This is a genomic window from Natronospirillum sp. (assembly GCF_022565775.1).
Taxonomy (GTDB): Bacteria; Pseudomonadota; Gammaproteobacteria; order Pseudomonadales; family Natronospirillaceae; genus Natronospirillum.
Genome location: NZ_JAIUMC010000041.1, coordinates 1 through 26,388 on the forward strand (window position 1 = coordinate 1; position 26,388 = coordinate 26,388).

Sequence of the window (26,388 nt, forward strand, 5' to 3'; positions counted from 1 at the left end):
TTGCGCACGGGTCAGGTCAGACAGGTCTTCCCAGGCTTCCGTGTTGACCAGCAGGTGAGAGGTTGTGTAGGTCTGGTGCCAGCCGGGCAGAACGTAGTTCTGTACGATGTCGGCAACGCCCAGAATACGGTCAACCGCAGGGGCCGAGAATTCCATCGCGTCAATGACGCCGCGGTCCATGGCCTGGTAAAGCTCACCACCCGGCAACATGGTTACCGATGCACCCAGCTTCTCCATGACCTGACCGCCGATACCGGCAAAGCGGATGCGCAGGCCGTCGATCTGATCGAGAGAATCCAGCGGGTCAGCAAACCAGCCTGCAGCTTCCGGCCCGATAACACCACACAGCAGGGCCGTTACCCCATAGGGCTCATAGGCTTCCTGCAGCAGATCGTTGCCATCACCATGGTAATGCCATGCCAAGAAGGCAGGCGGCTCCATGCCGAACGGAGGGCCCGCCAGCAGAGGCAGCACGGGGATACGGCCCTGGTCATAGCCGAGCCAGGTAAAGCCGGCATTGAACTGGCCCTCTGATACCGCATCGAGAATTTCAAAGGGCGGAATCAGCTCATCCGGCTCGTAATAGCGCAGTGTGATGTTGCCGTCGGAGATGCTGGTGAGCGTCTCAGACAAATGTCTGACCGGTGTACTCAGACCCACCCAGTGAGACGGGAAGCCGATGGGCACCTGCCAGCGCACGGTGTCCTGTGCGGTAGCGGTCGTCGACAGGGCAAGGCCGGTAACGAGGGCAGTCGTGGTAACGGCAGCAGTCACCGCCTTGATGGATTGACGCAGCGGATTGCGGTTAAACATGTGTTTCCTCCAGTTTTTATTGTCGTCTCTCGCGTGCAGAAGGCTGAACAACATGCGATCATATTCTGCGCGAGTAGCCGTTCATCGACAGCCGGGAGAGGTCTGTCGAGATAAGAGTTTGTTGTGCTTATTTTTGTCAAAGACCCAAATTGGTCAGACCATTTTCCAAGTGGCCTGATTGCAGGTTAGTTTGTGCACAATTGACTGTCAAGCTGTTCGTATCTTTTAATCTATTTGGTCTTACCAATTCTGTTCACGCAGAATTGTGGGCTATTATAAGCTGACAAGCAGCCGCTACAGAGCTGGCAACCTGCCTATTCAGGCGCGCCAGCAGGCAGGAGATGTGCGATGACATATTCACAGGTTCGCCCCCAGCGGGTGGCCGATGTAGTCATGACTCAGATCGAGTCCATGATTCTCGAGGGCAGTCTGAGGCCGGGCCAGAAGCTGCCCACCGAGCGCGAACTGGCCAAGCAGTTCGGGGTCTCTCGGCCTTCACTGCGTGAAGCCATCCAGAAACTGGCGGCACGTGGTCTGCTGGTCAGCCGTCAGGGGGGAGGCACCTACGTCAGCGTGGAAATCGGAGCCGCTTATGCGGACTCCCTGATGGAAATGTTCGGTACCCACCCCGAGTTTCATTATGACCTGCTGGAGTTTCGGCACGCGCTGGAGGGTATATCGGCGTATTACGCCGCACTGCGCTCCACTCAGGCCGACAAGGACATACTGCAGAAGCGCTTTGATGATTTGGTGGCCACCTACCATGCCATGGACCCGGAGCTGGAAGCCGAAGCTGATGCAGCCTTCCATCTGACGATCTGCGAAGCCGCCCATAATGTCGTGCTGCTGCACACCATGCGCGGCCTGTTCAATCTGCTGGAGCGCAGTATCGTCGACAACCTGTCCAGTCTGTTTGAACGCCCGGAATCCCGGGACAAACTGGCGGCTCAGCATGCTGCGTTGCTGGATGCCATTCTTGCCGGAGACCCGGAGCGCGCCCAACAGATGTCGCATGAACACCTGGTGTTCGTGGAGGACAGCCTGCTGGAACTTTCCAAGCGCAAGACGCGACTGCGCCGTGCGCTGCGCCGGGTTCATACAGAGCTCTGACAACTTCGGAATATAGTTTTTTATCCGCCAGGATGGCACACTGGGATCTGTGCTGAGATTCCGGGCTCCGGGAGCTCAGGATAAGCGACCGAAGCAACAGGGAATTGCATGTCTGAACGTGAAGAGTTTGTGGTCTTCCATGAGGCACTTCTGCAGCTGACCCATGCCAGTGATTTTCTGGCCCAGAGCCGGCGCCACAAACTCGTGCGCCTGGCCAGCCTGTGCTCTGAATTACTCAACATGGACCGTGTGGGTGTATGGGAATATGTCGCCGACGACGAGGCCATTCGCTGTGAGGTGCTTTTCGACCTTCGTTTGCAGCGCTCCCTTACCGAGACGGAGCCGCTCAGAGCGCAGGATCATCCGGACTATTTTGCTGCACTGCGGCAATATCGGTTGATCGATGCCATCGACGCCAGGCAGGATCCCCGCACGCGCTCCCTGACCCACCCCTATTTCACCGACACCGGCATACGTTCGATCCTGGACGCTCCCATTTACAGCGGTACCCGGCTGAGTGGCGTCATGTGCCTTGAAAGCCTCACCCGGCGCGACTGGTCCCTGCCCGTCCTCTCACTGGCCAGCCTGCTGGCAGACACCATCAGCCTGATCAACACCTATGAAGACTGGAAAACCAGTCAATCCCAGCTCGACTACATGACCTATTTCGATGAACTGACCGGGCTGGCCAACCGGCAGTCCATCGAAGAGCGTCTGCAGCGCCTGCTGCCTGCCGGGCAACGCAGCAGTGGGCAGCCACTGGCCGTGGTCTGGATTGATCTGGACCGCATGAAGAACATCAATGACGGAGCCGGTCCGCATATCGGTGACCGTGTTCTGGCCAAAGTCGGCTCGCGACTGCGCCATCTTTACCTGTCCGGCAAAGATCAGGTAGCCCGAGTGGGTGGCGACGAATTTATAGTGTTGCTGCGCCAACCGGAATCCGAAAACGGATTGCTGAACAATGCGCGGCGCATTCATGCTGCCCTGAGCAGACCCATTATCATCGATGACCATCGCCTCAGCCTCACTGCCAGCCTGGGCATTGCCAGCTACCCGGAGGATGCCCGCGATGCCTCGAGTCTGATGCAAAATGCTGAGGCGGCCATGTACCACGCCAAGGCCCGGGGTCGCAATCGCAGCCAGTTCTTCCATCGCGATATTGCCGCTGACGTCCAGTCTCGATTCCGCCTGGAGCGTGATCTGCGCCAGGCCATCGAAAAACAGACTCTGCTTTTGCATTATCAGCCGATCATGGATCGACTCGGGCAGTGCATTGTCGGACTGGAAGCACTGGTTCGCTGGCCACACAGCGAGTTCGGCCTGGTCAGCCCGGTAGAGTTCCTGCCCCTGGCACGCGAAGCCGGCATCATGAGCGAACTGGGCAGCTGTGTTCTGGATCTCGTTTGCCACGACATCAGTCAGCAGCAGGCCAAGGGTTTGCCGCTCCCGCAGATTTCCGTCAATCTGGCGTCAGAGCAGGTCATGGACCCGAACCTGCCGGAACAGGTGGCCGCCGTGCTGCATCGTTTCAACCTGCAGGGCAGCGCCCTCTGTTTCGAAGTGATCGAGGACCAGATCAAGGGTGATTCCGAACAGTTGCGCCTGACCCTGGACGGACTGGTGAATCTGGGCATCGAACTGGCGCTGGACGATTTTGGCACCGGCTATTCATCGCTCAGCCGACTCAAGCAGTTACCCTTCCGCAAACTCAAGGTAGATCGCTCTTTTGTGTCCGACCTGCCCGAAGATACCAATGATTGCGCCATCACGCTGTCCATCCTTGGTCTCGCACGCGGACTCGGGCTGGAGGTTGTTGCCGAAGGTATAGAGAACGAGAGTCAGTTGAACTGGCTGACCCTGCAGGGATGCGACTTTTTGCAAGGCTTTCATTTCTGCCGCCCGGCCCCGCTGGACAATCTTCTGGAACGCGTTGATCTGCAAACCTGGCAGCTCTCGGGTCCGTCGGCAAAAACCTGAATCCAGGACGCATTCAGTATCGGGTGCAGTACCTGAAAAGTACGGAAAATTGACATTACTTGATCTGAGTCAACTGTCATTCATTCCATTCAACTAATATACTCCTACCTGATTTCAGGTGACTGCCATGCTCTGTCAGAAACCGTAAAACACGGCGCCCTCAGAGTAGTGTGCAGTCAGACCACTCACTTTTCGCTCCGGAGTTTTCGATGGAACTCGACCCTCTCCTCTTGTCTCGAATCCAATTCGGGTTTGTGGTGTCATTTCACGCCATTTTTCCCGTTTTCACGATCGGCTTGGCCTCCTATATCGCCGTGCTGGAAGGGCTCTTCTTCAAGACCGGCAATCCGATCTGGTCAAAACTGTCCCGCTTCTGGACCCAGGTCTTCGCCGTGGTATTCGGCATGGGGGTCGTGACCGGTATCGTCATGGCCTTCCAGTTCGGTACCAACTGGAGCAACTTTGCCCAGTCATCTGCCAATTTCCTTGGCCCGGTGCTCAGTTACGAGGTTGTGACCGCCTTCTTCCTGGAAGCCACCTTCCTGGGGGTATTGCTGTTCGGACGTGACAAGGTGCCCAAAGGGGTACACCTGTTTGCCGCCATCATGGTGGCTGTCGGTACATTTATTTCGTCTTTCTGGATACTGTCCGCCAATAGCTGGATGCAAACTCCGGCTGGCGTAGAATTTCGGGATGGCGCGGTATTTGTGACTTCATGGATGGAAGCTCTGTTCAATCCGTCCTTCCCCTACCGATTCGCACATACGGTTATGGCCTCATTCCTTACCGGTGGTTTCGTGGTGGCGGGTGTGAGTGCCTGGTACCTTTTGCGCAAGCGGGAAGTGGAAGCCAACAAGAAGGCATTGTCCATGTGCCTCTGGATGCTGCTGTTCCTCGCCCCGGCCCAGGTCTGGGTGGGTGATCTGCATGGTCTCAATACGCTTGAGCATCAGCCGGTCAAGGTCTCCGCGATGGAAGGGCTTTGGGAAACAGACACCAATGTTCCGCTGCTGCTGTTCGCCATTCCGGATCAGGCCAACCAGACCAACCATCTGGAGATCGGCATCCCGAACCTGGCAAGCTTCATTCTGACGCATGACTGGGCCGGTGAGGTGCCGGGCATGAACGAGGTGGCCGTAGAAGAGCAACCTCCAGTCGGTATCGTGTTCTGGGCTTTCCGCATCATGGTCAGCATCGGGCTGCTGATGGTTGCCTTTGCGATCGCCGGCTTGTTCCTGCGGCGCGGTGGCCGCTTTGCCGAGGCGCCCTGGTTCCTAAAGGGTTTGACCTATATGAGCATCACGCCCTTCATTGCCGTCGTCGCTGGCTGGTTCGTCACCGAAGTAGGCCGCTATCCCTGGCTGGTTTGGGGTCAGATGACCCTCGCAGAGGGACTGACGCCATCGCTGACCGGTGGCATGGCCCTGTTCACATTGATCGGTTATGTGCTGGTCTATGCGCTGGTATTTGCCGCCGGGGTCTACTACCTGATGCGTCTCTTCCAGGTCGGCATGGAAGACAGTCATACCAGTGATCATATCGATGAGCCGCAAAGTGCCAAACGGCCCTGGTCCGGCGCTGATGTCACTTTGGAAGCAGGAGGACGCTGAAATGGAATTGATTGATCTGGCAATGATCTGGGCACTCATCATCGGTTTCGGCATCGTCATGTATGTGCTGATGGACGGTTTCGATCTGGGACAGGGCATTCTGTTTCCCTTTGCCCCGGACGAAGACGCGCGTGATGTGATGATGAACTCGGTGGCACCCGTCTGGGATGGGAACGAAACCTGGTTAATTCTCGGGGGGGCGGGCCTGCTGGCCGCCTTCCCGCTGGTCTACTCGGTATTCCTGCCGGCGCTGTACATCGGCGTGTTTCTGATGCTCACCGGCCTGATATTTCGCGGTATCGCCTTCGAGTTCCGGTTCAAGGCACGCACCTCCAAATACCTTTGGAACTGGGCGTTTGCAGGCGGCTCGATAGTCGCTTCCTTTGCCCAAGGCGTGGTCGTGGGGAACTATATCCAGGGCTTCAATGTCGAGAACGGGGTTTTTGTCGGCGGTGCCTTTGACTGGCTGACACCCTTCACGGTGTTCACCGGCATTGGCTTGCTGGCTGGCTACGCGCTGCTCGGAAGCACCTGGCTGATCATGAAATCCGAAGGCTACATTCAGGACTGGGCCTACAAGATCACGCTGCCGTTGCTGGCCGCGGTGCTGGCCGTTTTCGGCATCATCAGTATCTGGACACCCTTCGTTAACCCGGATGTCTGGGATCGCTGGTTCTCGAATATCCAGATCATCTGGGTGCTGCCAGCCATGACAGCATTTTTTGCCTGGGTGCTGTTCCGCTCGGTGCAGAAGCGCCAGGACGGCATGCCGTTCGTGGCCACCATGGGGATATTCGTGTTCACCTTCCTCGGGCTGGTGGCGAGCAAGTGGCCCTATGTGGTACCGCCGGATTACACCATCTATGACGCCTCATCAGCCTGGGAAAGTCAGCTCTTCCTGCTGCTGGGCCTGCTGTTCGTGATACCGGTTGTACTGGGATACACCGCCTGGACCTACTGGGTGTTCCGCGGCAAGGTTAAGGCGGGCGTTGGCTACCATTGACACCTCAGACACTCGGTCAGATGTGACACCCCGGCGCTGGCTAGATGCCCAGCGCCGGCATGACGGCGGTGCCGGGCGTCGAGCCTTGCTGGCCGGCGCCTCCAATGGGTTGTTCATTCTGCTGCAGATGGCCCTGATCGCCTGGCTGGTGCAGTCCGCTGTGGTGCAGTATGCCGAGCCAGCAACCCTGATCTGGCCGGCGCTGGCTCTGATACCGGTATTGCTCGGGCGCAGCCTGACTCAGGCCTGGCAGGAAACGGCCGGCCAGCAGGCCAGCCAGCGAGTGCGTTCGACAGTGCGTGAACAATTGCTGCGACGCTGGGCTGAGCTCGGCCCGGTTCGGCTGGCTGGAAGTTCTCCGGCAGGGCTGGCGAGCCAGATGGTCGAACAGGTAGAAGCCCTGGATGGTTACTATGCCCGCTTTCTCCCGCAGATGTGGATCTGCGTTCTGGTGCCCCTGGCCATTCTGCTGCTGGTGTTCAGCCTAGACTGGTTGGCGGCGCTGTTTCTTCTACTGGCCGCGCCGCTGATCCCTTTGTTCATGGCGTTGGTCGGCATGGGCGCGGAGAAGCTGAATCAGCAGCACTTTCAATTGGTGCAGCGTCTGGCAGGACACTTCACAGATCGTATTCGTGGCATGACGACCCTGCACCTCTTTGGGCAAACGCGATCGGCTACCGGACAGGTAGCCGCTGCTGCGGACCAGTACCGTCGGCTGAACCTGCGCACCCTGCGCGTCGCCTTTCTCTCATCCGCCGTTCTCGAGTTCTTTGCCTCGGTCGCGATTGCAGTGCTCGCCATATACATCGGCTTTGGCCTGTTAGGGTACATCGACTGGGGGCCCGCTACCGAACTGACCCTGTTCACTGGCCTGCTGATTCTGCTGTTGGCCCCCGAGTTTTTTCAGCCGTTGCGCACGCTGGCCCAGCATTACCATGATCGTGCTGCCGCACTCGGCGCGGCGGAACAGCTGATGCGCCTGCTCGCCAGTGCGTCAGAAGCGCCCGTTGAACGCAAGGCGACAGCGGCCGCTGAAGGCAATGCGCCGGCGGTCGACCTGCGCGGCGTCACCTTTGGCCACAAGGGTCGCAACCCTGTCTGCACGGATTTGAATCTGACCATTGAACGGGGTGAGCTGTTGGCTCTGGCCGGGCCCTCGGGTAGCGGCAAGTCAACACTGCTTCAGCTTATGGCCGGTTTTCTGCAGCCGGACGCGGGTCAGGTGACGATTTTCGGTCAGCCCGCCGGTGAACAGCCAATGGCCTGGATGGACCAGCGCCCCTGCCTGATTCAGGGCACCTGGGCGGAGAACCTGCGGCTGACCGCTCCAGGAGCCAGCATAGAGCAGATGCAGGATGCTTTGCGCAAGACAGGTCTGGAGAGTCTGCTCAACACCCAGCCGGATGGCCTGGACACACCTCTGGGCGAAGGGGGCCGCGGCCTGTCCGGCGGCCAGGCCCGGCGACTGGCGCTGGCCAGAGTATTTCTCGCCCCGGCACAACTGGTCTTGCTCGATGAGCCGACTACAGGTCTGGATGCCGTGAGTGAGGCTCATATCATTCAAGGCTTGCAACAACTGATCGCAGAGGGCCGTACGCTGGTAGTGGCCACCCATCACCCACAACTGCTGGAGGCGAGCAGTCGCACAGTCCGACTGGAATTGCCGCGCCCTGTCAGTGAGGAGCCTGGCCATGAAACAGAGTGATTTTGACACCCTGACACCTTGGCTGCGCCTGCTGTTGCAACAACGCAGAAGACTCTGGGTGGGCATCCTGCTGATGGCCATGACCGTCGGTTCGGCAGTGGGGCTGCTGACGGTGTCCGGCTGGTTTATCACTGCCACTGCCCTGACCGGCTTGCTGCTGGCCGCCGGCATCGCAGCAACGCTCGATATTTATGTCCCCGGTGCCGGCATTCGTGCTTTTGCATTGAGTCGCACTGTCTCGCGCTATCTGGAGCGCCTGTATAATCATGACACCGTACTGCGGTTGCTGGCAGACCTCAGGACCACAGCTTTCGATCGGCTGACCACGCTGAGTGGTGCCCATCTCACGCGCCTGCGCGCTGCCGAATGGCTCAACCGCCTGACCTCGGATATTGATACGCTCGACAATCTGTATCTGCGTCTCTTCGCCCCCCCGCTGGTGAGCGCGCTTGGCGTGGCGCTGGTCGCAGGCCTGATTGCCCTGTTTCTGCCGCTTACCGGTCTGGTGATCGGTCTCTGGCTTGCGGTGCTGTTGGTGGCACTGACCTGGGGTCTGGCGCGCCGCAGTCGGCGGGCCAGTGCCGAGCTTTCGGAACGCCTCGAGCAGCTTCGAGTGCACACTGTCGAGCACCTGCAGGGGCTGAGCGAATTGACAGCCTTCGGCACTCTGAACCACCACCAGCTTGAACTGCAACTGCGCACCCAGGCGCTGGAACAGCGGCAGAGTGAAGTCGTACGGCACATCGCTCATGCCAATGCCTTGGGCACCTTCGGTATTCAGAGCGCCGTGGTGATGACCTTGCTGGCGACCTTGCTGGCGTTTCAGTCCGAGCTGATCAGTGGCCCTGTCGCTGTCATGCTGCCACTTGCGGTCATGGCCTTGGGCGAAGCGTTTGCCCTCTTGCCCAAGGCATTCGGTCATTGGGGTGGTACCGTTGCCGCAGCCCGGCGCCTGAATGACGAGTCGGCGCCCGAGAGGCTGGTCTCTGGCACCCGTAGCGCGCCGCAAAAACCGCACCTGCACCTGGACCGGGTAGAGGTCCGCTACCCCGCTCATCGTCACTGGCCGGCGCTGACTGATTTCACTTTGGATCTGCCCTACGGGGTCCGCGTCGGACTGGTTGGCCCCTCCGGTATCGGCAAGTCGACGGTGGCTCATCTGGTGTCAGGGCTGTTGCATCCCACTGGGGGTCGGGTAACTGCGAGTGAACAGCCATTGGCAACCATTGACCGGTCGGCCTGGTTGGCCAGAGTGGGCTATATGACCCAGCAGACGGATTTGTTCAATGAGTCTGTCGCCAGCAATCTGCTGCTGGCCCGCCCTGAGGCCAGTGACGACGAACTGTGGCAGGTACTGTACAAGGTGGGTCTGGACAGCCTTGTTCGCGAGTTACCGGGCCAGTTGGAGACCCCGGTCGGAGAAGGAGGTCGCCAGTTCTCCGGTGGGGAAGCACGACGCCTGACGCTGGCTCGGCTGCTCCTCAAGGACCCTGACATCGTCATTCTTGATGAGCCCTTCAGCGGACTTGATACGCTGACTGCAGACGGCATCCGCGCCGTGCTGGAAGATTGGTTGCCGGGGCGCACGCTGCTGGCCATTGGCCACGATTCGAGCGCCCTACCGAAGGTTGAACACCTGGTGACCATGCCTGTGGCAGGCCCGCTGCCAGACAGTCGTTAATCGCCCTGAGCCGCATCGAGCGATCAGTCGCTTCGGACAAGCACCTGGTTTCGACCCGCCTGTTTGGCTTCATAAAGTGCCTGGTCTGCCTTTTTGATCAGCGCATTGATGCTGCCTGCCTCCAGCCTCTCCGCTCTGGCAACTCCGACACTGACAGTGACGACACCGTCGGGCATGTCTTCATGAGGCAGCGCTGACTCGACCAGGCGAAGGCGGATCCGTTCGGCAATATTGAGTGCAACCTGCATGGGGGTGTCATGCAGCACCACCAGAAACTCATCGCCTCCGATGCGCAAGGCATAGTCGCCGCTTTCCCGCAAGCCGGACTGAATTGCTTTGGCCACTTGACGCAGACAATCGTCGCCAGCGAGGTGGCCATACTGGTCGTTGAATTCCTTGAACTGGTCAATGTCGATGATCAGTATCGATACTCCGGACTGATGAACCGCGTTTTCCAGCAGGCTTGTCAGCCGTTCCAGAGCGCGCCGATTACCCAGCCCGGTCAAAGGGTCGGTTTCGGCAGTGACCATGGCCTGCACATAATCTCGACGCAACTTGGATACTGCGGTTTTGGAAGAGGTAATCTCGATACCGATCGCAAGGAGTCCGGTTTCGGGAATCATTGTTTCGGCAAGTTGAATCCAACGGCCATCCTTGAGATCCAGTTCAAATTCCCGATAAGGAAGCTTCCAACGCCGATCATAGGCACTGTCCAACCAGGCCTCAACATCTTCGGTTTCTATATGCAGACCTTCCGGGGACTGATAGTTGCGGCGAATCAGGTCCGGCCAGTACAGATACTCATCTTCCGCCAGATTGGTTAGCTCACGAAAAGCCCGGTTGGCGTAAACCAGCTTGTCTTGACAGTCAAACAGGGCCACCACCACTCCGGAGCTCCCGAAAAGCAGAGCCATATTGTCTACCAGCGACTGCATCTGGTCAGCTTTCATGTTCAGTACCTGCACCCTGAATCGGCTGAATCATTGGACGAAATCAGGGCAGACTATGAAACAATCGCCGCACACCTGCAACGTTGTTCTCGCCGGATTGGGGTAGGTCAAGGCCCTGATGCCATAACCGCACGCAAGCCGCAGACCAAACGAGTGTCAGGGGTTCCGGGCGTCTGACAGCGCGCTCAGTCCGACGGCCAATCAAGCGTACCACCGAGCGCCACCAGCCGGGCTGCCTGCTCTGCCGTTCTGGCCAGCCAGTCCGGTGCCAGACGCAGCGCCGTCTCCAGGTCTGCGGGGCGCTGCACGGCACCCAATACCGCAACAAAACCGTGCTTGTTGAGGACGGCAGCGTCATCGGCCAGTGAACCGGCCAGCGCGATCACCGGCACCTGATAGCGCGCGGCCAACCGGGCCACCCCTGCCGGCGTCTTGCCCTGCATGGTCTGACTGTCCAACCGGCCCTCACCAGTAACGACCAGATCGGCCTGCTGCAACCGGTCTTCCAGGCCTACCGCCTGCATGACCAGATCAATGCCCGGCTTCAGCGTTGCCTGCAGCGCCCCGATAAAGGCCGCACCCATGCCACCCGCAGCGCCTGCTCCCGGCACTTCGATCACCTTGTTGCCGGACAGGGTCTCGAGCAAGGCGCCGTAGTGCGCAAGCCAGCCGTCCATCTGTTCGATCATGGCTTCATCTGCACCCTTCTGAGGGCCGAAAATGGCACTGGCACCCTGCGCGCCCAGCAGCGGGTTGGTGACGTCACAGGCCACTTCAATGCGGCATCGGGCAAGTCGCGCATCAAGGTTGTCGAGGTCAATGGTCGCCAGCTCGGACAGCCCCTGCGCTCCCGGCGCGACAGGCTTGCCGGCAGACGTCAACAGCCTGGCACCCAGAGCCTGCAGCATGCCTGCGCCACCATCATTGGTCGCCGAGCCACCCAGCCCCAATATGATGCTTTGCGCACCTTCATCGAGCGCGGCCAGAATCAGCTCTCCCGTGCCCCAACTGGTTGTCTTGCGCGGATCTCGTTCCGCCGCCGGCACCAGGTGCAAGCCGGACGCCTCGGCCATTTCGATCACCGCCTGTTGCTGCTTGCCGCCCAGCAGACCGAACCGGGCCTGGACCGGCCGGCCGAGCGGGCCGGTGACCTCCAGCTTCCGCCATTGTCCACCGGTGGCATCGACCAGCGCCTGCACTGTCCCCTCTCCGCCGTCGGCAAGCGGCACGAGATCATAGTGCGCTTCAGGCCACACGCGTTCCATGCCCTGCTGTATCGACTGCGCTACGGCCAGAGCCTCCAGGCTTTCCTTGAATGAATCAGGGCAAATAACGACACGCATTGGCAGCCTACTCCTTTTCAGTCGGGCTTTGGAACGTTCCGCAGGTGCACCTTCATGCAAGGACTACACCCGCAGGGTTCGACAGTATTGGACAACTATGACAGAGGCCAGGGACATTGCACCACCACCGTCGAATTAAGATTCACTTTGCAGTATTGTAGTCGCTGAGCAGCAAAGGGGACCGGTATGGACCTGGTGGTTTTTGATCTGGATGGCACTCTGCTGAATCAGCAGCAACGCATTTCCGAGTATACCCGAGACACCCTGCATCGCCTGGGTCAACGGCATATTGCCTACACCATTGCCACCGGCCGCACCCTGCATGCCGCTCGCGCCTGCCTGGAAGGCCACGACTTCAGGCTGCCGCATGTGTACAAGAACGGTGTGCTGATCTGGGATCCGGGCATGAGCGAATACCGGCACCCCAATTTTCTGACCTCCGAAGAGATTAATGCCGTTCTGCGGGCCTTTCATGATCAGGGCATGACGCCGTTTGTCTGTACGCTGGAAGACGAAGACCACTCGGCCATCTATCACCCGAGAATCATGGACCCCATGGGCGAGCATTTGCTCGGAGAGTTGCGGCGCAACCACCCGGACGTGCCCATGCATGACCTTAGCGCCCTGCATGACCGGTCCCGCATCACCAATATCAGCGCTCTCGGGCCCCAGCAAGCAGCCGATGCCATCGGTTTGCGCTTGCTGGATATGGACCATCTGGTGGCTTACGCCGGGGAATCCATCTACAACCCGGGCTGCGCCTGGATGGATATTCACCACAGTGCTGCCAGCAAGGGCAGCGCACTGGAAATCCTCAAGGCGGAACTGGGCTTTGAGCGCATCATCTGCTTTGGTGACAGCGACAATGATGCCAGCATGTTCAGTCTGGCCGACGAGAGCTATGCCCCGGCCAATGCCACCGAAGAGATCAAGGGGCTGGCCACGGCCGTGATCGGACACCATGACCAGGATGGCATTGCCCGCTTTCTGCGCGAACGCTTTGATCTGGGATGACATGGCCGCCGTCAGCAACCCCCGGGACGTTGGCCGATCCACTCTATTACCTGCACAACTTCCGGTTTGTACTTGACTGGGTAGTGCAACGATACCCGGACCTCCTGTCCGATCAGGAACAATCTCTGATCGGAACCCTGCGCCAACTGCCGGAGCCGACCCAGGCTCTGCTGGTGCGCATGGTCATGCGCAAGGGTATTCACTTTCGTGCTGATCGCCTGGACTATCAGGAGATAGGGACCACTGAAGCAGCCGCTGCCCCGCTACTGGAGGCGGGCCTGGTGTCAACCAACCCCCGACTGGCGGCGACAACTCTGGGGTCTTTGCTGACGGTTGCCGAATTGCGTCAGTTAGCCGCCCTGCATTGCCCGGGGGGCACACTGGCCAGGATCAAACGCAAACGCGATCTCGTTGAAACTCTGCAGCGACATTGTCCGGAAGACCGGTGCTGGATCGAGTGGTGGCCTGATGCGCCAACGGCACTTTATGAGCTTCGGATCATGGCCTTCTGCGACCGCATGCGTCTGATGTTTTTTGGGTCTCTGCGTCAGGAGTGGTCCACCTTTGTGCTGGCAGAGCTCGGACTGTTCCGCTATGAATCAGTGAGCTTCGACAAGGGCTCACGACCCTTCACCCGGGGACTCGAAATCGATGTCTGGCTGCAGTTGCACCAGTGCCGCGACCGGTTCGAACAAGGGGAGCCCGTTGCGACCATTCTGCCCGACGTGCCCGAGGCAATAGAAGACAGCGCGTGGATCCAGGCACGGCGGGATCGATTGCTGTTTCAACTGGCCTATCAACTGGAACGCCAGGATGATCTCGAAGGCGCCGCCGACCTCTATCGCGGGATTCGCGCACCCGGCGCCCGGCAGCGGCTGATTCGGGTGCTGGAGCGCCAGAATGCCATTGACGATGCGGTGGCGTTGCTGCAGCAAGCACTGGTCAATCCGGAGAGTGAAGCGGAGAAGCAGCAGATCACGCGCATGGCGCCTCGACTTTACCGCAAGGCCGGCCTGACACACGAAAAAAAACAGCAAACACCGGCCTTTCCGGAGGCCACCCTTACTCTGCCGCTGTCGAATGAGCGCGTGGAGCTCGCGGTGGTCAATCAACTCCAGCAACCGGATGCCCCGGTTTACTGGGTAGAAAATACCTTGATCAATGCTCTGCTCGGCCTGCTCTGCTGGCCGGTCATTTTCGAACCACTGCCAGGGGCCTTCTTTCATCCCTATCAGGATGGCCCGGCTGACCTGTACCGTCCCGACTTCTTTACTCGTCGGCGGGCAGCCTTTGAGGACGCCATTTCCGCACTGCAGACACCGGACTATCCGCGTCTGATCGTCGAGCGTTGGGAGTCCCGTCAGGGTGTCCAGAATCCGTTTGTACACTGGGGTCTGGTTGGCCGGGAGCTGCTGACCCTGGCACTGGCCTGCATACCGCCAACACATCTGGAGCCGATGTTTCGCCGCATTCTGTTCGATGTCAGGGCCAACCGCAGCGGTTTGCCTGATCTGATCCAGTTTTGGCCGGCACAGAACCGCTACCGGCTGGTCGAAGTCAAAGGGCCGGGTGACCGCTTGCAGGACAACCAGATCCGCTGGCTGAAATTTTGTGTGCAGCACGGTATTCCGGCGCAGGTGCTTTATGTACAGAGGTCACACTGACGTCCTCTCACGAACAAACACACCCACCCGGGACAGCCCCTGATCGAGCAGATGCAGGGCCTGCATCCGACTCATGACGCCACGGTCGCAGTAGAGCAGCCAGGTGGTGTCCGGATCCAGCTCAGCGCTTCGACTCTGCAACTGGAAAAACGGCAGTGTCTTGACCGGCACTCCCACGTCTGTGAGCGGTTCAGCGGCCTGATCCTGAGGCGCCCTGATATCCAGAATCCCACAAGCGCCACCCATCTTCCGCAAGCCGTCAGTGTCGAGCGTGAGCAACTGATCGGGCTGGATCGTCAGAAATGACTGTTCCAGTAGTCGGTCAACCCGCACTGACTGACTTTGCTGCTGTGCCGTTTCCAGCACGGAGAAGTCGAAGTCCGCCTCTGCGGTCAGAATCTGCTCGCTGTTCACCCGGATATTGGGCCGTTTGGAGATAACGCCGCAATACTCCGGCATGACTTCCGCAAACGGCGCGGTGCCGATCTGTCGGGCCTGATCAATGATGGTCTGCTTGTTGTCCGTGATCACCGGACGCAACACCAGATGATCGGTTACCTGGTCGATCACTCGCAGATTAGTCAGGCTCTGGCTGGACACCTGGGCCACGGCATCACCGGTGACCAGTGCCGGTATCTGCCATTTGTCGGCGAGTTGTCCGGCCACGCGCAACATCATGCGCTTGAGCACCACGCCCATCAGGCCATCAGGCACAGTGCGCAGGATTTCACCGACCACGGGCTCGAACGGCACCGAAGTGAAAAACACCCGGTGCGATATTCCATAGCGTGCCCACAGATGGTGAACCACCTCGCGAACGCCGGCCTCATGGGCCGGACCACCCAGATTGAAAAACAGGAAGTGCGTTCGTGCACCCCGGCACATCATCCGCCAGGCGGCCACGGGTGAATCGAATCCGCCGGAGATCAGGGCCAATGCATGCTCCTGAGTGCCCAGGGGGTAACCTCCCAATCCTCGCCAGCGCCGCGACACCACGAACAGGCGATTCTGTTTCAATTCCAGAGTCAGGGTTTCGTCGGCAGCGCTCAGATCAACCCGTGCTGTCGGCTCGGCCTGCAGCAACTGCCCCCCAAGGTAGCGCTCAAGATCGGAAGAGCTGAAGTCATGCCGGCCCCGCCGCTTGACGCGCACCCGGAAGCTGCGCCCGGCAATGCGTGGGGCCCAGATCGGCAGTACCTGCTCCGCCACCTGATCAAAGGAATGGAAGGAGAACTCGTCTACCGCCAGCACCTCGTGCAGCCCGGGAATTCTCGCCAGCGCCTCTTCAGCGGCAACCCGCTGCGCCTCGTCGACGGACTCCGCAAGGCTGATTTCCAGGCTGTCGAACCGCCCTTTTACGCGCGCCTCGACATAGTGCCGGAGCACATTGCGCACATTATGGCGCAGTCGCTTGATCATGTGATCACGCACCGACTTGGACTTGATGGTGATTTCCGGGTGCAGTTTGATGAGATAGGTCATGACCGGCAACGCAGCGGAAAAAACGACCCGGCATTCTAACGATAACGTACCAACGACGCAAAAACTGACAAACGGGCAGTGCATTTCCGCCGCCACTCAAGGCCTGTACAATTCGCTGATGCCAACCTGAAGGAGTTCCAGCATGAGCAAACCCGGCAACCGGGGATTCACCCGCATCGTGAAGGCCACCGGTTATTCCGTGCAGGGGTTCCGTGCCGCCCTGCGCCATGAGGCCGCGTTTCGTCAGGAGCTGGCATTGGTTCTGACGGCCGTCGTGCTGGCCACACTGGTCGCCAAAACCCCGCTGCAATGGCTTCTCCTGGTCGGCAGTGGCTTGCTGGTGCTTATCGTTGAACTGCTCAATTCCGCCATTGAAGCCGTGGTCGATCGTCATGGCGAGGAATGGCACGAACTGTCCGGGCGAGCCAAGGACATGGGCTCGGCTGCCGTGATGTTCAGCCTGATAATGATGGCCCTGACCTGGGGCATCATTGTCTGGGAGGCCCATCTATCGGTGTGGCTGAGCTGACCAGAAGCATGGCTGCGACGTCAATCCATGATGGCCCGCCCGCAACAGCCAACTCTGACAGTCCGCTGTGTGTCGGTTACATTCTGTAAGTGATCTGTAAGTACCCTTTTGCTAGGGTGAACTCAGGTGTGTCAGCGGACGGTTCGCACCCACAACACAATACTGAGGCAGGACGCCCGATCACGCGACAGGAGACCACAATGAAAACCGAACACTTGATAAAGTGGCCACAGGGCGGCGCCAAGTCCCTGCTGGTTGCACTGATCGCCATGGGCGCCCTGGCGGCTTGTAACGATTCAGGTAGCAGCAGTAGCAGCAGTAGCAGTGATGACGATAATGGTAGTGGCAGCGACAATGGCAATGGCGCATCCAGCGACTTCGATTTCACTATTGAAATTGACGCCAAGGCCGCAGCCGACCTTGACTACACTACCCTCTATTCCGGCGAGACCGGCCAAGCCTCTCTGGACAGTCAATCGGACGCAGCACTGACCGTGGACGCCCTGGCAGTGGGGGACTTCTTCCGTATGCTGCTGATTGAGCTGCAAGATGAGTTCGCTGCTGAGAGCTCCGGCACTCATGACAGCGATACTGCCTGCACAGCCACTGGAGGTGATGTGAATTATCAGGTCACCGGTGGCGGTCCATCACCGGCCGTTTTTTCTTATGACTTCAATGATTATTGCCTCGCCATGCCGCGTAATTTTGTCGACGCCGACGGTGATCCAGATGGCCCGTTGGGGGATGTGGTGCTGAACGGCACTCTGGAAATCACTCGCGAGAGCGATGGCGACCTGACCTCGGACTTTTGGGAGTTTGAAGGCCTTGAAGTTGCCGCCTGGGGTCAAGACTGGACACTGAACGGCAAGAAGCAGAATGCCGGCGAGGCTGAAGTAGGGAACCACCGTGCCGCTGCAATCGACTTTGAAGTAAGCGGTGAAGCCTACCGGTACCACTCTGACCGCGGTACTTATGTAGACCCCGACTTGATACTGCGCGGCTATATACCGGACGCCGGCTATACTCTGGCTACTGGCAGTTCAATTGGATTGACTGCCACTTATGCTTTCCGCTATACCTCTGATGGCTGCGATAGCGACGGCACCAACCCACCTTTTGCTGACCTGGGGAATGTCGAGTTGACAGATGAAGGTGATACAGAACTCACGGCGCGTCTGGGTGCGCCAGATACCTGCAAGCTTTACGAGCTTTCAGGCACCTACAGCGATGGCAGCGATCAGGCGGCTGTCGACATAGAGCTTTACGAGTCCATTCTGGACTGACCACACAGGGTGGCCTGCGGCACAATTCACTCCTGTGCGGCAAACTCCGCCAACCAACGGCCGCTGGCGTCATACCAGACCCAGCGGTCGCCTTCCAGACTGCCATAGGCCACTTCAGTCGTTATCTCGAGAAAGCGGCTTTCGATGTCCGCTGTATTCATGCAGTACATCCGGGTGGCCGCCATATCACCCAGGTGCAAACGGTCGCCGTCAAGATGCGCCGACCCCCCGAACTGGTTGCAGCCAGTGTTGCCCCCGATTGCGACAGAGCCGTCATCAGATTCCGCATCTTCCCGCACTGTAACCCTGGGGCTGTGGCCCTCGTCGAAACGGTCTCGCGGCAGCCCCTCAAGATAAACGGCGCGCCAAGTGACATCCTGAATCTGCTGCAGTGACTGACCGCAGGTAGCGCCCGCATCAAGGCTCGGCGTCTGCAGGAAGGTCACATGCCAGCGGTCCGGTCCTTCCATCGGCGGCCCCCAGTCCAGCTCGACCGGTCCTGAGGTATGCACCCAGCCTGGATGGCTGTCGTCCAGAGAGAGATAGGCGCGCTCGGTCTCCAGCCAGGCTTCTTCCATGCGCACCGGAAACACCTTTCCCGTGGTGCATTCGCGCAACACGGCGGCATCCGCCTGATACATCAGCATACCGCTGACATCGGTGGCCACCAGGCTTTGATCTGCCGGCAACTGCAATCCCTCCGCAGTTGGTTCTTCCCGAGTGGCACAGGACTGCAGGCTGAGCATCAGGGCGATCACCGATCCGGACAGGGCAACAGGGTGGCGGAACAGGTTGGCGGTGGCATTGATCACGAACTAGACTCTTTTCTGTATTGAACTATTCTCAAACCATTGTGCGAAGCACAGGATCAATGAGAGGAATCAGGGATTGATGAACAGTTTACTTGGCCGTTTCCACTGGAACAAGCTGACCGCCCCCCCTGTTGTCCAGAGCGCCGAAAGTCTGCCGCATCCAGTACGCCTGAGCGGACTCCTGTTGCTGCTGATATTGGGTACCATCACCGTGTACATGACCGGCGGTACAGGCTATGCCTACCCCTACGTCATTCTGGTGCCGGTCGTGCTTTCGGCGGCCTGGTATGGTTTTACCGGCAGCGTGATTGCCGCCGTTGTTGCCGGGCTGTTGCTCGGCCCGCTGATGCCGCTGGACGTGCAGCAGGGCATCGCCCAGTCGCCCGCCAACTGGCTGGCCCGGTTGCTCATGTTCGTGCTGATCGGCGGGTTCACTGGCTCGATCTTTCGTGCCCTGAAGCAACACAGTGATGCGCATGCAGAAGCACTGCGGCATGACAGCCGCACCGGCCTGCTGAATCAGGCGGCACTCGATGATGACCTGCCGGTTCTGCTTCGCCAGCAGGCGCGACAGGGCCGAGCAGGGCTGGCCCTGGTGTTTGTGCGCATTGTGGATCTGTCCGAAATACTGGAAGCACTGGGTACAGAAGCCTCTGATATCGTCGTGGCGGCCGTAGCGGCGCGCATCGGGGATCACAGCAAGAACAGCGTCCGGGCTTATCGGTTCAGTGGATCAGAGCTGCTGTTTTTGCTGGACACCCAGGACAGCGGCGAAGTCGAGACACTGGTCGAGGCCATCAGGGAGACCGGTGAGGAAGTGATGGAGGTACACGATGTACCGGTGCGGGTGCAGATGGCGATTGGCAGCCACCACACCAGCGATCCCAGAACACCCCATCAGGACCTGATTCGCCGGGCCCGCACTGCCCTGTTTGCCGCCGTTGAAGAAGCCGAGTTCTACCGCCCTTATGACCCGGCCTACGAACGCAAGACCGCAGAGCGCGTGCAACTGATTTCACGCGTCCGCAGCGGCCTCAAGAGCGGCGAATTCGAGCTCTACTTTCAACCCAAAATCCATCTGGGCACAGGCGAGGTGTGCGGCACAGAAGCACTGATCCGCTGGCATGGCATTGATGGCCGGCTGATCATGCCTGACAGCTTCATGCCCAAGGTGGAAGACACCACGCTGATTGCCCCGGTCACTCGTTTTGTCATTCAGCAGACGACCGAATTTCTGCGCGAGAACCCGGATGAACAGGTCAGCATCAATCTGGCGGTACGCAACCTGTTCGACAAGTCGCTGATTCGGGATCTGGAGCAGATTGCCAGCAAGGCCGGAATCGAGCCGCAACGCATTGAGCTCGAGATCACGGAAGGGGCACTGATCAAGAACCCCTATGGGGCCCGGGTCATTCTGCAGGAGCTTCGCGATCAGGGCTTTCCCGTCAGTCTGGATGACTTTGGTACCGGCTATTCATCCTTCGAGTATCTGACGCACCTGCCCATCACCGGGCTCAAGGTCGACCGGGCATTTGTCAAACACCTGGAGACCGGCGAGAGCAACCGGTCGGTGATGAAGTGTCTGGTGGATATGGCGCATGTGCTGAACATGACCGTGGTGGCAGAGGGCATCGAAACCGAGTCACAGCGCAAGATTCTGGCGGACATGGGGTGCGACATGGGCCAGGGCTTTCTGTTCGCCCGCCCCATGCCGGCTTCCCGTTATCTGACCTGGAAAGCCCGCGAAGCAGTCTGAGCAGATCAGCGGTTGGTCAGCTTGAGTTCGATACGCCGGTTGGCCTGCAGGGCGTCTGCAGTGAATCCCGTCTCGATCGGCTGGTGCTCACCAAACCCGGTGGCTGCCATGCGTTCCTGTGGCACACCCTGATCGGCCAGATATCGGACCACCGACACAGCCCGCGCCGTCGACAGCTCCCAGTTGGAGGGGAATCGCACCGTGCTGATCGGAATGGCATCGGTATGACCATCGACGCGCAGTATCCACTCCACATCATCCGGTATGGTCTCGGTAAGCTCGAGCACCAGGTCCACCAGCTTGTCCAGCTCTTCCAGCCCTGCCTCGCCGATGGTCGCCGAGCCGGTGGAAAACAACAGCTCTGACGGCAACAGGAAGCGGTCACCGATGATCCTGATATCATCGCGGTCGGCCAGGGCTTCGCGCAACTGGCGGAAGAACTCGGATTGATACTGCTCGAGCTCCGACACCCGCTGCGCCAGTAACGTATTCAACCGCTGACCCAGGTCCGCGAGTTCCGCCTCCTGTGTCTGGGTGACTGTTTCCTGCAGGCGCAGGGCGGCACTGATTGTCCGCAACTGAGCCTGCAGTGCCTCGATCTGCTCATTCAGCCGGTTGATCTGCGCACGCTGGGAAGCACTCAGGGTCTGCTCTTCATCCAGCGCGGTCTGGCCTTCGTCCACCAGTGCCATCAGATCCTGCAGCCGAATCTCCTGCTCGTCGATCTCCTGCTGCGCCAGCAGCGTGCGCTCACGCTCATCGGCAATGCGGGCCTGCAGGGCCATGGACCGGTCACGCAGCGCCCCGACCTGTCCCAGGGCTTCACCCAGATCTTCTTCAAGATCACCTATCGTGGCATCCCGTTGGGCCAGCAGGCTGCTCATTCCGGCGATTTCTTCCTCCAACTGTGCACGCAACTCCCGCAGCGCGGAGATGTCCTGTTGCAATGACGCCTGGGTTCCGAGCAGCACCATCAGACGGTCACGGTCCATTTCCGCCTGATCTTCCAGTCGATCGACTTCTGTCTGCAGAATTTCTTCCCGGCCCCGACTGATGCCCAGTGCTTCCTGCACGACACCCAGCTCCTGCTCGAGCATTTCCGCGCGCTCTTCCTCCAGGCGCAGCAGACGGGATATTTCGGCCAGCCGGGTATTCAGGCGCGCCAGTTCGGAATCACGATCAGACAGGGTCTGTGACAGATAGAGCTGGGTCAGGGTGTAAATCAGCAGCATGAAGATGACCAGCATCAGCAGCGCTGACAAGGCATCCACAAAACCCGGCCAGACACTGATGGCACTGCTGGAACGACGGCGACGGCTCATTGCAACACCTCCGTCGGCAGGTCTGGTGAGCGGTGCACTACTGCGTCAAACCGCATGGTATCAGCTCCGCCCTTCCAGCTCGTCTCGCAAGCGCACATTCTCCTGGCGCAGTCGATCCATCTCCAGCACCGCTTCCAGATCCCGGTCTTCCGGAAAGATGGGTTCGTCGCTACCACCGCTGGAGCCGCCGCGACGCGCTTCACGAGCTTCCTCTACCAGATGGGTAAGGCCGGTCAGCCACTCTTCCAGATCATCATAGAAACGGTTCTGCGCATGCCCGGCCTGAATATCCAGAAAGCCCAGCACCAGAGAGCCGCCAAGGCCGAGCAGCGAGGAGCTGAACGCCGTGCCCATGCCATCCAGTGGTGTAATCAGACCACTCTGCAGGGTCGAAAACACCTGCGCAAAATCATCGCCTTCCATATCCAGGCCGAGAATGACCTCGCCGACAGAATTGATGGTGATCAGCAGGCCCCAGAAGGTACCCAGCAGACCGAGGAAAACCAGCAGTCCGATGAAGTAGCGTGAAATTTCCCGCTGTTCGTCGAGGCGGGTGCGAATGCCATCCAGCACCGTGCGCAAAGACAGCGCCGACAGGCTGAACCTATCACGCTTGTAATCATCGCCGAGTTGGCGCGCCAAAGGTTTCAGCAGGCGGGGTTCCTGGGTGACCGACAGGCCGACGCGGCCGGTGCGGAACTGGCCTACCCAGCGAATCTCGGGGAACAGCATAATGACCTGGCGATACGTCAGACCGATCCCGACCAGCAGAACCACCATGATGGTGCCGTTCAGTGCCCAGTTGGCCATAAAGGCATCGATCAGGCGGACCGCCAGAAAAGCACAGATCGCGATCACTACCAGCAGAAACACACTCATCCAGATCAGCGTATGCTTGGGATTACTCATTGCCACCCTCTGGGTAATAAATCAGACTAAGCGCAGTATGGCATACTTCCAATTAATGTGAATCGGTCGTAAAGAAAATGGACTACAAGACCTACCGCCAGCATCTTGCGGCCACTTTCTCGGGTGCCGAATGCCTGTTGCCGGCAACGGAATCAACATCCAGGTTGCAGAGCCTGCGCGCCGCCATGGTCGCGCGCGAGCTGGCCGCCGTATTGCTGACCGACCCGGCTGACATTCACTATTACACCGGTTACACCACCTTTGAAGTGTCGGTATATGCCGGTCTGCTGATCACTGCCGAACACTGTGTGCTGCAGGTTCCTTCCATCGAGACGGGCCCGGCGGTGGCAACCGCCCGCTGTGACGACATCATCGGCTACCTCTGGGAAGCACCGGACAGTGTCACCACCCCGTTGCTCGACCTGATACCACGACAGGGGGCACTTGCCCTGGATCTCTGGGCGCCCGGCCTGCGAGCCGGTCTGGCCATGGCGCTGGAAAAACGCCTGGGCGCCCAGCGTCTGCAGCCTCTGGGCGATCTGGTCGACAGCCTGCGCCTGACCAAATCAGACTATGAAATCGACCTGCTGCGGCACAGCGCACGCATGACGGAAGCGGGCATGCGAGCTGCCGAGGCGGCTTCCCGCAATGGCGCCACCGAACACCAGATTGCCGCTGCCGCCAGCGAAGCGCTGCTGGCCAGCGGCAGTGAATTCATGAGCCTGCAGCCCATCGTAACCAGTGGTCCGCGCTCCAGTGTGATTCACCTGAACCACTCGGAACGTGCGGTAAAGCCAGGGGAGTCGGTCTTTCTGGAGATGGGCGCCGCGTATCGTCGCTACACTGCCCCCATGATGCGTACCGTGGTGACCGGGCCGCCGAGCGATGACATGCTGCGGGTCCGGGACTGCTGTGCCGGCTTGCAGGAGGTACTGCTTGCACAGATGGTACCCGGCAACACCTTCGATGACGCAGCCCGCGCCGCAGAGAAAGTGCTCGCGTCGTTGGTGGACGAGGTCTTCTTCTCCGGCGTCTTCGGTTATTCGGTAGGCGCCCAGTTTCCGCCCAGTTGGGTCGAGGGCACGGGCTATATTGCCCGCAATCAGGCCCACCGGTTCGCGCCCGGCATGGTGTTTCACCTGCCTCTTTGTCTGCGCAGACCGGGGGAATGGGGCATCGGATTGAGCAATACCGTCATGGTGGGCGAACGGGGAGCCGTGGCCTTGACGAACAATGATTTTGATCTGTCGGTACAGTATTGACAGGCTTGCATGTGAAGCGGGAATTTGGGTATTCCGGAAGGAGGCGCTATGAAAGTGATTGTTGCCGGTGCTGGTGTCGTGGGCATGACGACGGCCTGGGCTTTGAGTCGGCGTGGCCATCAGGTTACGGTCATTGATGCCCTGGCGGGTCCGGGCCTGGAAACCAGTCGTGGCAATGCAGGGCAACGCTGTTACAGCTTTCTGTATCCCTGGGCCGACCCGGGCATGATCGGACCGGCTCTGCGCGGGCTGTTCAGGGCCAAGGGCCCGCTCAAACTGCACTTTCCGATGTCGGCCCGCACCCTGCAGTTTCTCTTCATGACCACCGACTTTGCCCTGCGGCCCGGGCTGTTCGAGCACAACCGGAAGGCCATGCTGAAACTGGCCATGCTGAGCCGGGACTGCTTTGCACAGATCGACGAAGAGCTCGGACTGGACTACGACCAGGGTCAGAATGGCCTGATTGAAACCGCCAGCGACCGCCGCAGGCAGACTGCATTGATGCAGAAAGCCCGCCTGCTGGATGACCTGGATATCGACTATGAGTGGCTCAGCGCCAAGGCTGCCAGGCTGCATGAACCCGGCCTGCTGGGCGATGCGCCGCTGCAGGGGGCCATCAGGTTGCCAAACGATGGTACCGGCGATTCACTGACCTTCACCAGAGGCTTGGCAGAGGCCTGTGCAGCGCGTGGTGTGGATATCCGGTACCGTACGGAAGTCACTGGCTGGGATTTACAGTATGGCCGTATCCGTGGTGTGCGAGTGCGCGACTACAGTGGCCACCAGGCTGAACATGACCAGGGCAGCACCGGTTATCTCACGGCAGACCACTTTGTGCTGGCGGCAGGTTGCGGGTCGCGGGAACTGGCTCGACAACTGGGCGTGTCACTGCCAATCTATCCGGTAAAAGGCTATTCATTGACGGCGCCGGTGCGCAACGAACACAAGGCGCCGCGCTCTACCGTGCTGGATGACTACCACAAGCTGGCCATCAGCCGCCTGGGTCCGCGCATCCGGGTCACCGGCTTCGCCGAACTGGATGACGGCCACCGCCTGCTGCCTGAAAAACGCCTGCAGGTGCTGCGCCAGGGATTCCAAGCCCGGTTTCCGGGCTCGACCGACTTCAGCATGGCCAAAGCCTGGACCGGGTTTCGGCCCATGCTGCCTGACGGACCACCGGCCATTGGCCGGGTCAAGGGCCTGGAAAACCTGGTACTGAATACCGGTCACGGCACCTTTGGCTGGACCCTGTCTGCCGGCAGTGCGGAACTCGCTGCCCAGGTGGTGGACGAAGAAAGACCATTGCTGAACCTGGAGCCCTTTCGGGCCGACCGGTTTCAGCGCTGAGCCGCATGGAGGGCACTATCCAGCATGCCACGCTCTGACCGCCAGCAACCCCGCTACCTTGTTATCAAGCAGTTTCTGAGCGAGCGCATTCAGTCAGGCGAATTTGCGCCCAACCATCAGATTCCGCCGGAAGAGGCGTTGGCGCGCCAGTTCGGCGTCAGCCGCATGACCGCCAACAAGGCCATTCGCGATCTGGTGCAAGAGGGTTATCTTATCCGCCAGGCCGGTCTGGGGACCTTTGTCACTGATCGCAAGGCTGAGTCGCCATTGCACGACATCCGCAATATCGCGGAAGAAGTGAGACTGCGTGGCCATGACTATGCCAATCGGATCATCCTGTGCGAAGCCATCGAAGCCGACGACGAGGTAGCCCTGCGGCTCGGTGTCCGGGTCAACAGCAGTGTGTTTCACACCATTCTGATTCATCTGGAAAACGGCATACCGATACAGTTGGAAAACCGGTATGTGAATCCACGCTGGGTACCCCACTATCTGGAGACGGATTTCAGCCGACAGACGCCTAACGAGGTACTGGTGGCCAACTGCCCCATCAGTGACCTGGAGCATATTGTGGAGGCCGTGCTGCCCGATCCGCAGGCCGCGGCCTGGCTTGAAATACAGCAGGAAGAACCCTGCCTGAGCGTGATCCGCCGCACCTGGTCGGCGGATCACCTGATCAGTTATGCCCGGCTGCTGCACCCCGGCGGGCGTTACAAACTGCGCTCCGCCATGCCGGGGTGACTAGTGTCCCGAGTGGCTAATTCGTCAACTTCTGCGTGCGGTCTGCGGTTACTGGCCAAGGCGACATCCCGC

The 26,388-nt window shown here is 59.6% G+C and carries 21 protein-coding genes; 14 read left to right on the plus strand and 7 right to left on the minus strand.

The window, feature by feature from the left end:
- A partial coding sequence (locus LAT62_RS09330; protein ID WP_293382441.1) for a C4-dicarboxylate ABC transporter occupies positions 1–813 on the minus strand: 813 nt, incomplete at its 3' end.
- A gap of 348 nt (positions 814–1,161) precedes the next feature.
- On the opposite strand from LAT62_RS09330, the gene LAT62_RS09335 reads away from it, so the two are divergent.
- The 6 genes from LAT62_RS09335 to cydC all read left to right on the plus strand — a co-directional run bounded on the left by LAT62_RS09335 (position 1,162) and on the right by cydC (position 9,902).
- Entirely contained in the window at positions 1,162–1,923 is a 762-nt protein-coding gene (locus tag LAT62_RS09335; protein ID WP_293382444.1) for an FCD domain-containing protein, read from the plus strand.
- Positions 1,924–2,031: 108 nt separating this feature from the next.
- Entirely contained in the window at positions 2,032–3,903 is a 1,872-nt protein-coding gene (locus LAT62_RS09340) for a sensor domain-containing phosphodiesterase (RefSeq protein WP_293382448.1), read from the plus strand.
- A gap of 209 nt (positions 3,904–4,112) precedes the next feature.
- A complete protein-coding gene (locus LAT62_RS09345; protein WP_293382451.1) occupies positions 4,113–5,513 on the plus strand; it encodes a cytochrome ubiquinol oxidase subunit I in 1,401 nt (466 codons plus the stop codon).
- Between the two features lies 1 nt (position 5,514).
- Positions 5,515–6,516 carry a cytochrome d ubiquinol oxidase subunit II gene (cydB, locus tag LAT62_RS09350; protein ID WP_293382454.1) on the plus strand — a complete coding sequence of 334 codons (1,002 nt, stop codon included), beginning with the start codon at positions 5,515–5,517 and terminating at the stop codon, positions 6,514–6,516.
- Positions 6,503–8,221: a thiol reductant ABC exporter subunit CydD gene (gene cydD, locus LAT62_RS09355; protein ID WP_293382457.1), complete on the plus strand. Its 1,719-nt coding sequence runs from the start codon at positions 6,503–6,505 to the stop codon at positions 8,219–8,221. The genes cydB and cydD overlap by 14 nt, the downstream gene beginning before the upstream one ends.
- Complete coding sequence (gene cydC / locus LAT62_RS09360) at positions 8,208–9,902, plus strand: thiol reductant ABC exporter subunit CydC (RefSeq protein ID WP_293382460.1); 1,695 nt, start codon at positions 8,208–8,210, stop codon at positions 9,900–9,902. The genes cydD and cydC overlap by 14 nt, the downstream gene beginning before the upstream one ends.
- A gap of 23 nt (positions 9,903–9,925) precedes the next feature.
- On the opposite strand, the gene LAT62_RS09365 is transcribed toward cydC, so the two are convergent.
- Positions 9,926–10,852: a sensor domain-containing diguanylate cyclase gene (locus LAT62_RS09365; RefSeq protein ID WP_293382463.1), complete on the minus strand. Its 927-nt coding sequence runs from the start codon at positions 10,850–10,852 to the stop codon at positions 9,926–9,928.
- Positions 10,853–11,037: 185 nt separating this feature from the next.
- On the minus strand, positions 11,038–12,195 hold the full coding sequence (locus tag LAT62_RS09370) for a glycerate kinase (RefSeq protein WP_293382466.1): 1,158 nt from the start codon (positions 12,193–12,195) through the stop codon (positions 11,038–11,040).
- 186 nt (positions 12,196–12,381) lie between these two features.
- On the opposite strand from LAT62_RS09370, the gene LAT62_RS09375 reads away from it, so the two are divergent.
- Positions 12,382–13,209 carry an HAD family hydrolase gene (locus LAT62_RS09375; RefSeq protein ID WP_293382469.1) on the plus strand — a complete coding sequence of 276 codons (828 nt, stop codon included), beginning with the start codon at positions 12,382–12,384 and terminating at the stop codon, positions 13,207–13,209.
- Positions 13,206–14,873: a VRR-NUC domain-containing protein gene (locus tag LAT62_RS09380; protein ID WP_293382472.1), complete on the plus strand. Its 1,668-nt coding sequence runs from the start codon at positions 13,206–13,208 to the stop codon at positions 14,871–14,873. Before LAT62_RS09375 ends, LAT62_RS09380 begins: the two co-directional genes overlap by 4 nt.
- Here LAT62_RS09380 and thiI read toward each other — a convergent pair.
- Positions 14,865–16,355 carry a tRNA uracil 4-sulfurtransferase ThiI gene (gene thiI, locus LAT62_RS09385; protein ID WP_293382475.1) on the minus strand — a complete coding sequence of 497 codons (1,491 nt, stop codon included), beginning with the start codon at positions 16,353–16,355 and terminating at the stop codon, positions 14,865–14,867. The two genes, LAT62_RS09380 and thiI, sit on opposite strands and share 9 nt — an antisense overlap.
- A gap of 142 nt (positions 16,356–16,497) precedes the next feature.
- Between thiI and LAT62_RS09390 the strand changes: the two genes are divergently transcribed.
- Both LAT62_RS09390 and LAT62_RS09395 read left to right on the plus strand, forming a co-directional pair.
- Complete coding sequence (locus tag LAT62_RS09390; RefSeq protein WP_293382478.1) at positions 16,498–16,884, plus strand: diacylglycerol kinase; 387 nt, start codon at positions 16,498–16,500, stop codon at positions 16,882–16,884.
- A gap of 200 nt (positions 16,885–17,084) precedes the next feature.
- Positions 17,085–18,167 (plus strand): hypothetical protein, encoded by a 1,083-nt coding sequence (locus tag LAT62_RS09395; protein ID WP_293382481.1) that lies wholly within the window; start codon positions 17,085–17,087, stop codon positions 18,165–18,167.
- A 26-nt stretch (positions 18,168–18,193) separates the two neighbouring features.
- Here LAT62_RS09395 and LAT62_RS09400 read toward each other — a convergent pair whose 3' ends face one another.
- A complete protein-coding gene (locus LAT62_RS09400) occupies positions 18,194–18,979 on the minus strand; it encodes an META domain-containing protein (RefSeq protein WP_293382484.1) in 786 nt (261 codons plus the stop codon).
- Positions 18,980–19,058: 79 nt separating this feature from the next.
- Between LAT62_RS09400 and LAT62_RS09405 the strand changes: the two genes are divergently transcribed.
- On the plus strand, positions 19,059–20,735 hold the full coding sequence (locus LAT62_RS09405) for a bifunctional diguanylate cyclase/phosphodiesterase (RefSeq protein ID WP_293382487.1): 1,677 nt from the start codon (positions 19,059–19,061) through the stop codon (positions 20,733–20,735).
- 5 nt (positions 20,736–20,740) lie between these two features.
- On the opposite strand, the gene LAT62_RS09410 is transcribed toward LAT62_RS09405, so the two are convergent.
- Together LAT62_RS09410 and LAT62_RS09415 are read right to left on the minus strand one after the other, a co-directional pair.
- Positions 20,741–22,057: a peptidoglycan-binding protein gene (locus tag LAT62_RS09410; RefSeq protein ID WP_293382490.1), complete on the minus strand. Its 1,317-nt coding sequence runs from the start codon at positions 22,055–22,057 to the stop codon at positions 20,741–20,743.
- A gap of 60 nt (positions 22,058–22,117) precedes the next feature.
- On the minus strand, positions 22,118–22,966 hold the full coding sequence (locus tag LAT62_RS09415) for a hypothetical protein (protein ID WP_293382493.1): 849 nt from the start codon (positions 22,964–22,966) through the stop codon (positions 22,118–22,120).
- 77 nt (positions 22,967–23,043) lie between these two features.
- Here LAT62_RS09415 and LAT62_RS09420 point away from each other — a divergent pair, with 77 nt between their 5' ends.
- Genes LAT62_RS09420 through hutC form a run of 3 tightly spaced genes read left to right on the plus strand, consistent with a single transcriptional unit; the run spans position 23,044 to position 26,316 of the window.
- Complete coding sequence (locus LAT62_RS09420; protein WP_293382496.1) at positions 23,044–24,228, plus strand: Xaa-Pro peptidase family protein; 1,185 nt, start codon at positions 23,044–23,046, stop codon at positions 24,226–24,228.
- Positions 24,229–24,276: 48 nt separating this feature from the next.
- Positions 24,277–25,575, plus strand: a complete 1,299-nt coding sequence (locus LAT62_RS09425; RefSeq protein ID WP_293382499.1) for a D-amino acid dehydrogenase — start codon at positions 24,277–24,279, stop codon at positions 25,573–25,575.
- Between the two features lie 24 nt (positions 25,576–25,599).
- The gene (gene hutC, locus LAT62_RS09430; RefSeq protein WP_293382502.1) at positions 25,600–26,316 is read left to right on the plus strand and encodes a histidine utilization repressor; all 717 of its coding nucleotides are present in this window, start codon (positions 25,600–25,602) and stop codon (positions 26,314–26,316) included.
- Positions 26,317–26,388 lie beyond the last annotated feature (72 nt).

Excerpts from the sequence above, each read along its gene's own strand:
- LAT62_RS09335 (WP_293382444.1), top strand. The coding sequence starts at position 1,162 with ATGACATATTCACAGGTTCGCCCCCAGCGGGTGGCCGATGTAGTCATG.
- LAT62_RS09340 (WP_293382448.1), top strand. The coding sequence starts at position 2,032 with ATGTCTGAACGTGAAGAGTTTGTGGTCTTCCATGAGGCACTTCTGCAG.
- LAT62_RS09345 (WP_293382451.1), top strand. The coding sequence starts at position 4,113 with ATGGAACTCGACCCTCTCCTCTTGTCTCGAATCCAATTCGGGTTTGTG.
- cydB (WP_293382454.1), top strand. The coding sequence starts at position 5,515 with ATGGAATTGATTGATCTGGCAATGATCTGGGCACTCATCATCGGTTTC.
- cydC (WP_293382460.1), top strand. The coding sequence starts at position 8,208 with ATGAAACAGAGTGATTTTGACACCCTGACACCTTGGCTGCGCCTGCTG.
- LAT62_RS09365 (WP_293382463.1), bottom strand. The coding sequence starts at position 10,852 with ATGAAAGCTGACCAGATGCAGTCGCTGGTAGACAATATGGCTCTGCTT.
- LAT62_RS09370 (WP_293382466.1), bottom strand. The coding sequence starts at position 12,195 with ATGCGTGTCGTTATTTGCCCTGATTCATTCAAGGAAAGCCTGGAGGCT.
- LAT62_RS09375 (WP_293382469.1), top strand. The coding sequence starts at position 12,382 with ATGGACCTGGTGGTTTTTGATCTGGATGGCACTCTGCTGAATCAGCAG.
- LAT62_RS09380 (WP_293382472.1), top strand. The coding sequence starts at position 13,206 with ATGACATGGCCGCCGTCAGCAACCCCCGGGACGTTGGCCGATCCACTC.
- thiI (WP_293382475.1), bottom strand. The coding sequence starts at position 16,355 with ATGACCTATCTCATCAAACTGCACCCGGAAATCACCATCAAGTCCAAG.
- LAT62_RS09390 (WP_293382478.1), top strand. The coding sequence starts at position 16,498 with ATGAGCAAACCCGGCAACCGGGGATTCACCCGCATCGTGAAGGCCACC.
- LAT62_RS09395 (WP_293382481.1), top strand. The coding sequence starts at position 17,085 with ATGAAAACCGAACACTTGATAAAGTGGCCACAGGGCGGCGCCAAGTCC.
- LAT62_RS09405 (WP_293382487.1), top strand. The coding sequence starts at position 19,059 with ATGAACAGTTTACTTGGCCGTTTCCACTGGAACAAGCTGACCGCCCCC.
- LAT62_RS09410 (WP_293382490.1), bottom strand. The coding sequence starts at position 22,057 with ATGAGCCGTCGCCGTCGTTCCAGCAGTGCCATCAGTGTCTGGCCGGGT.
- LAT62_RS09415 (WP_293382493.1), bottom strand. The coding sequence starts at position 22,966 with ATGAGTAATCCCAAGCATACGCTGATCTGGATGAGTGTGTTTCTGCTG.
- LAT62_RS09420 (WP_293382496.1), top strand. The coding sequence starts at position 23,044 with ATGGACTACAAGACCTACCGCCAGCATCTTGCGGCCACTTTCTCGGGT.
- LAT62_RS09425 (WP_293382499.1), top strand. The coding sequence starts at position 24,277 with ATGAAAGTGATTGTTGCCGGTGCTGGTGTCGTGGGCATGACGACGGCC.
- hutC (WP_293382502.1), top strand. The coding sequence starts at position 25,600 with ATGCCACGCTCTGACCGCCAGCAACCCCGCTACCTTGTTATCAAGCAG.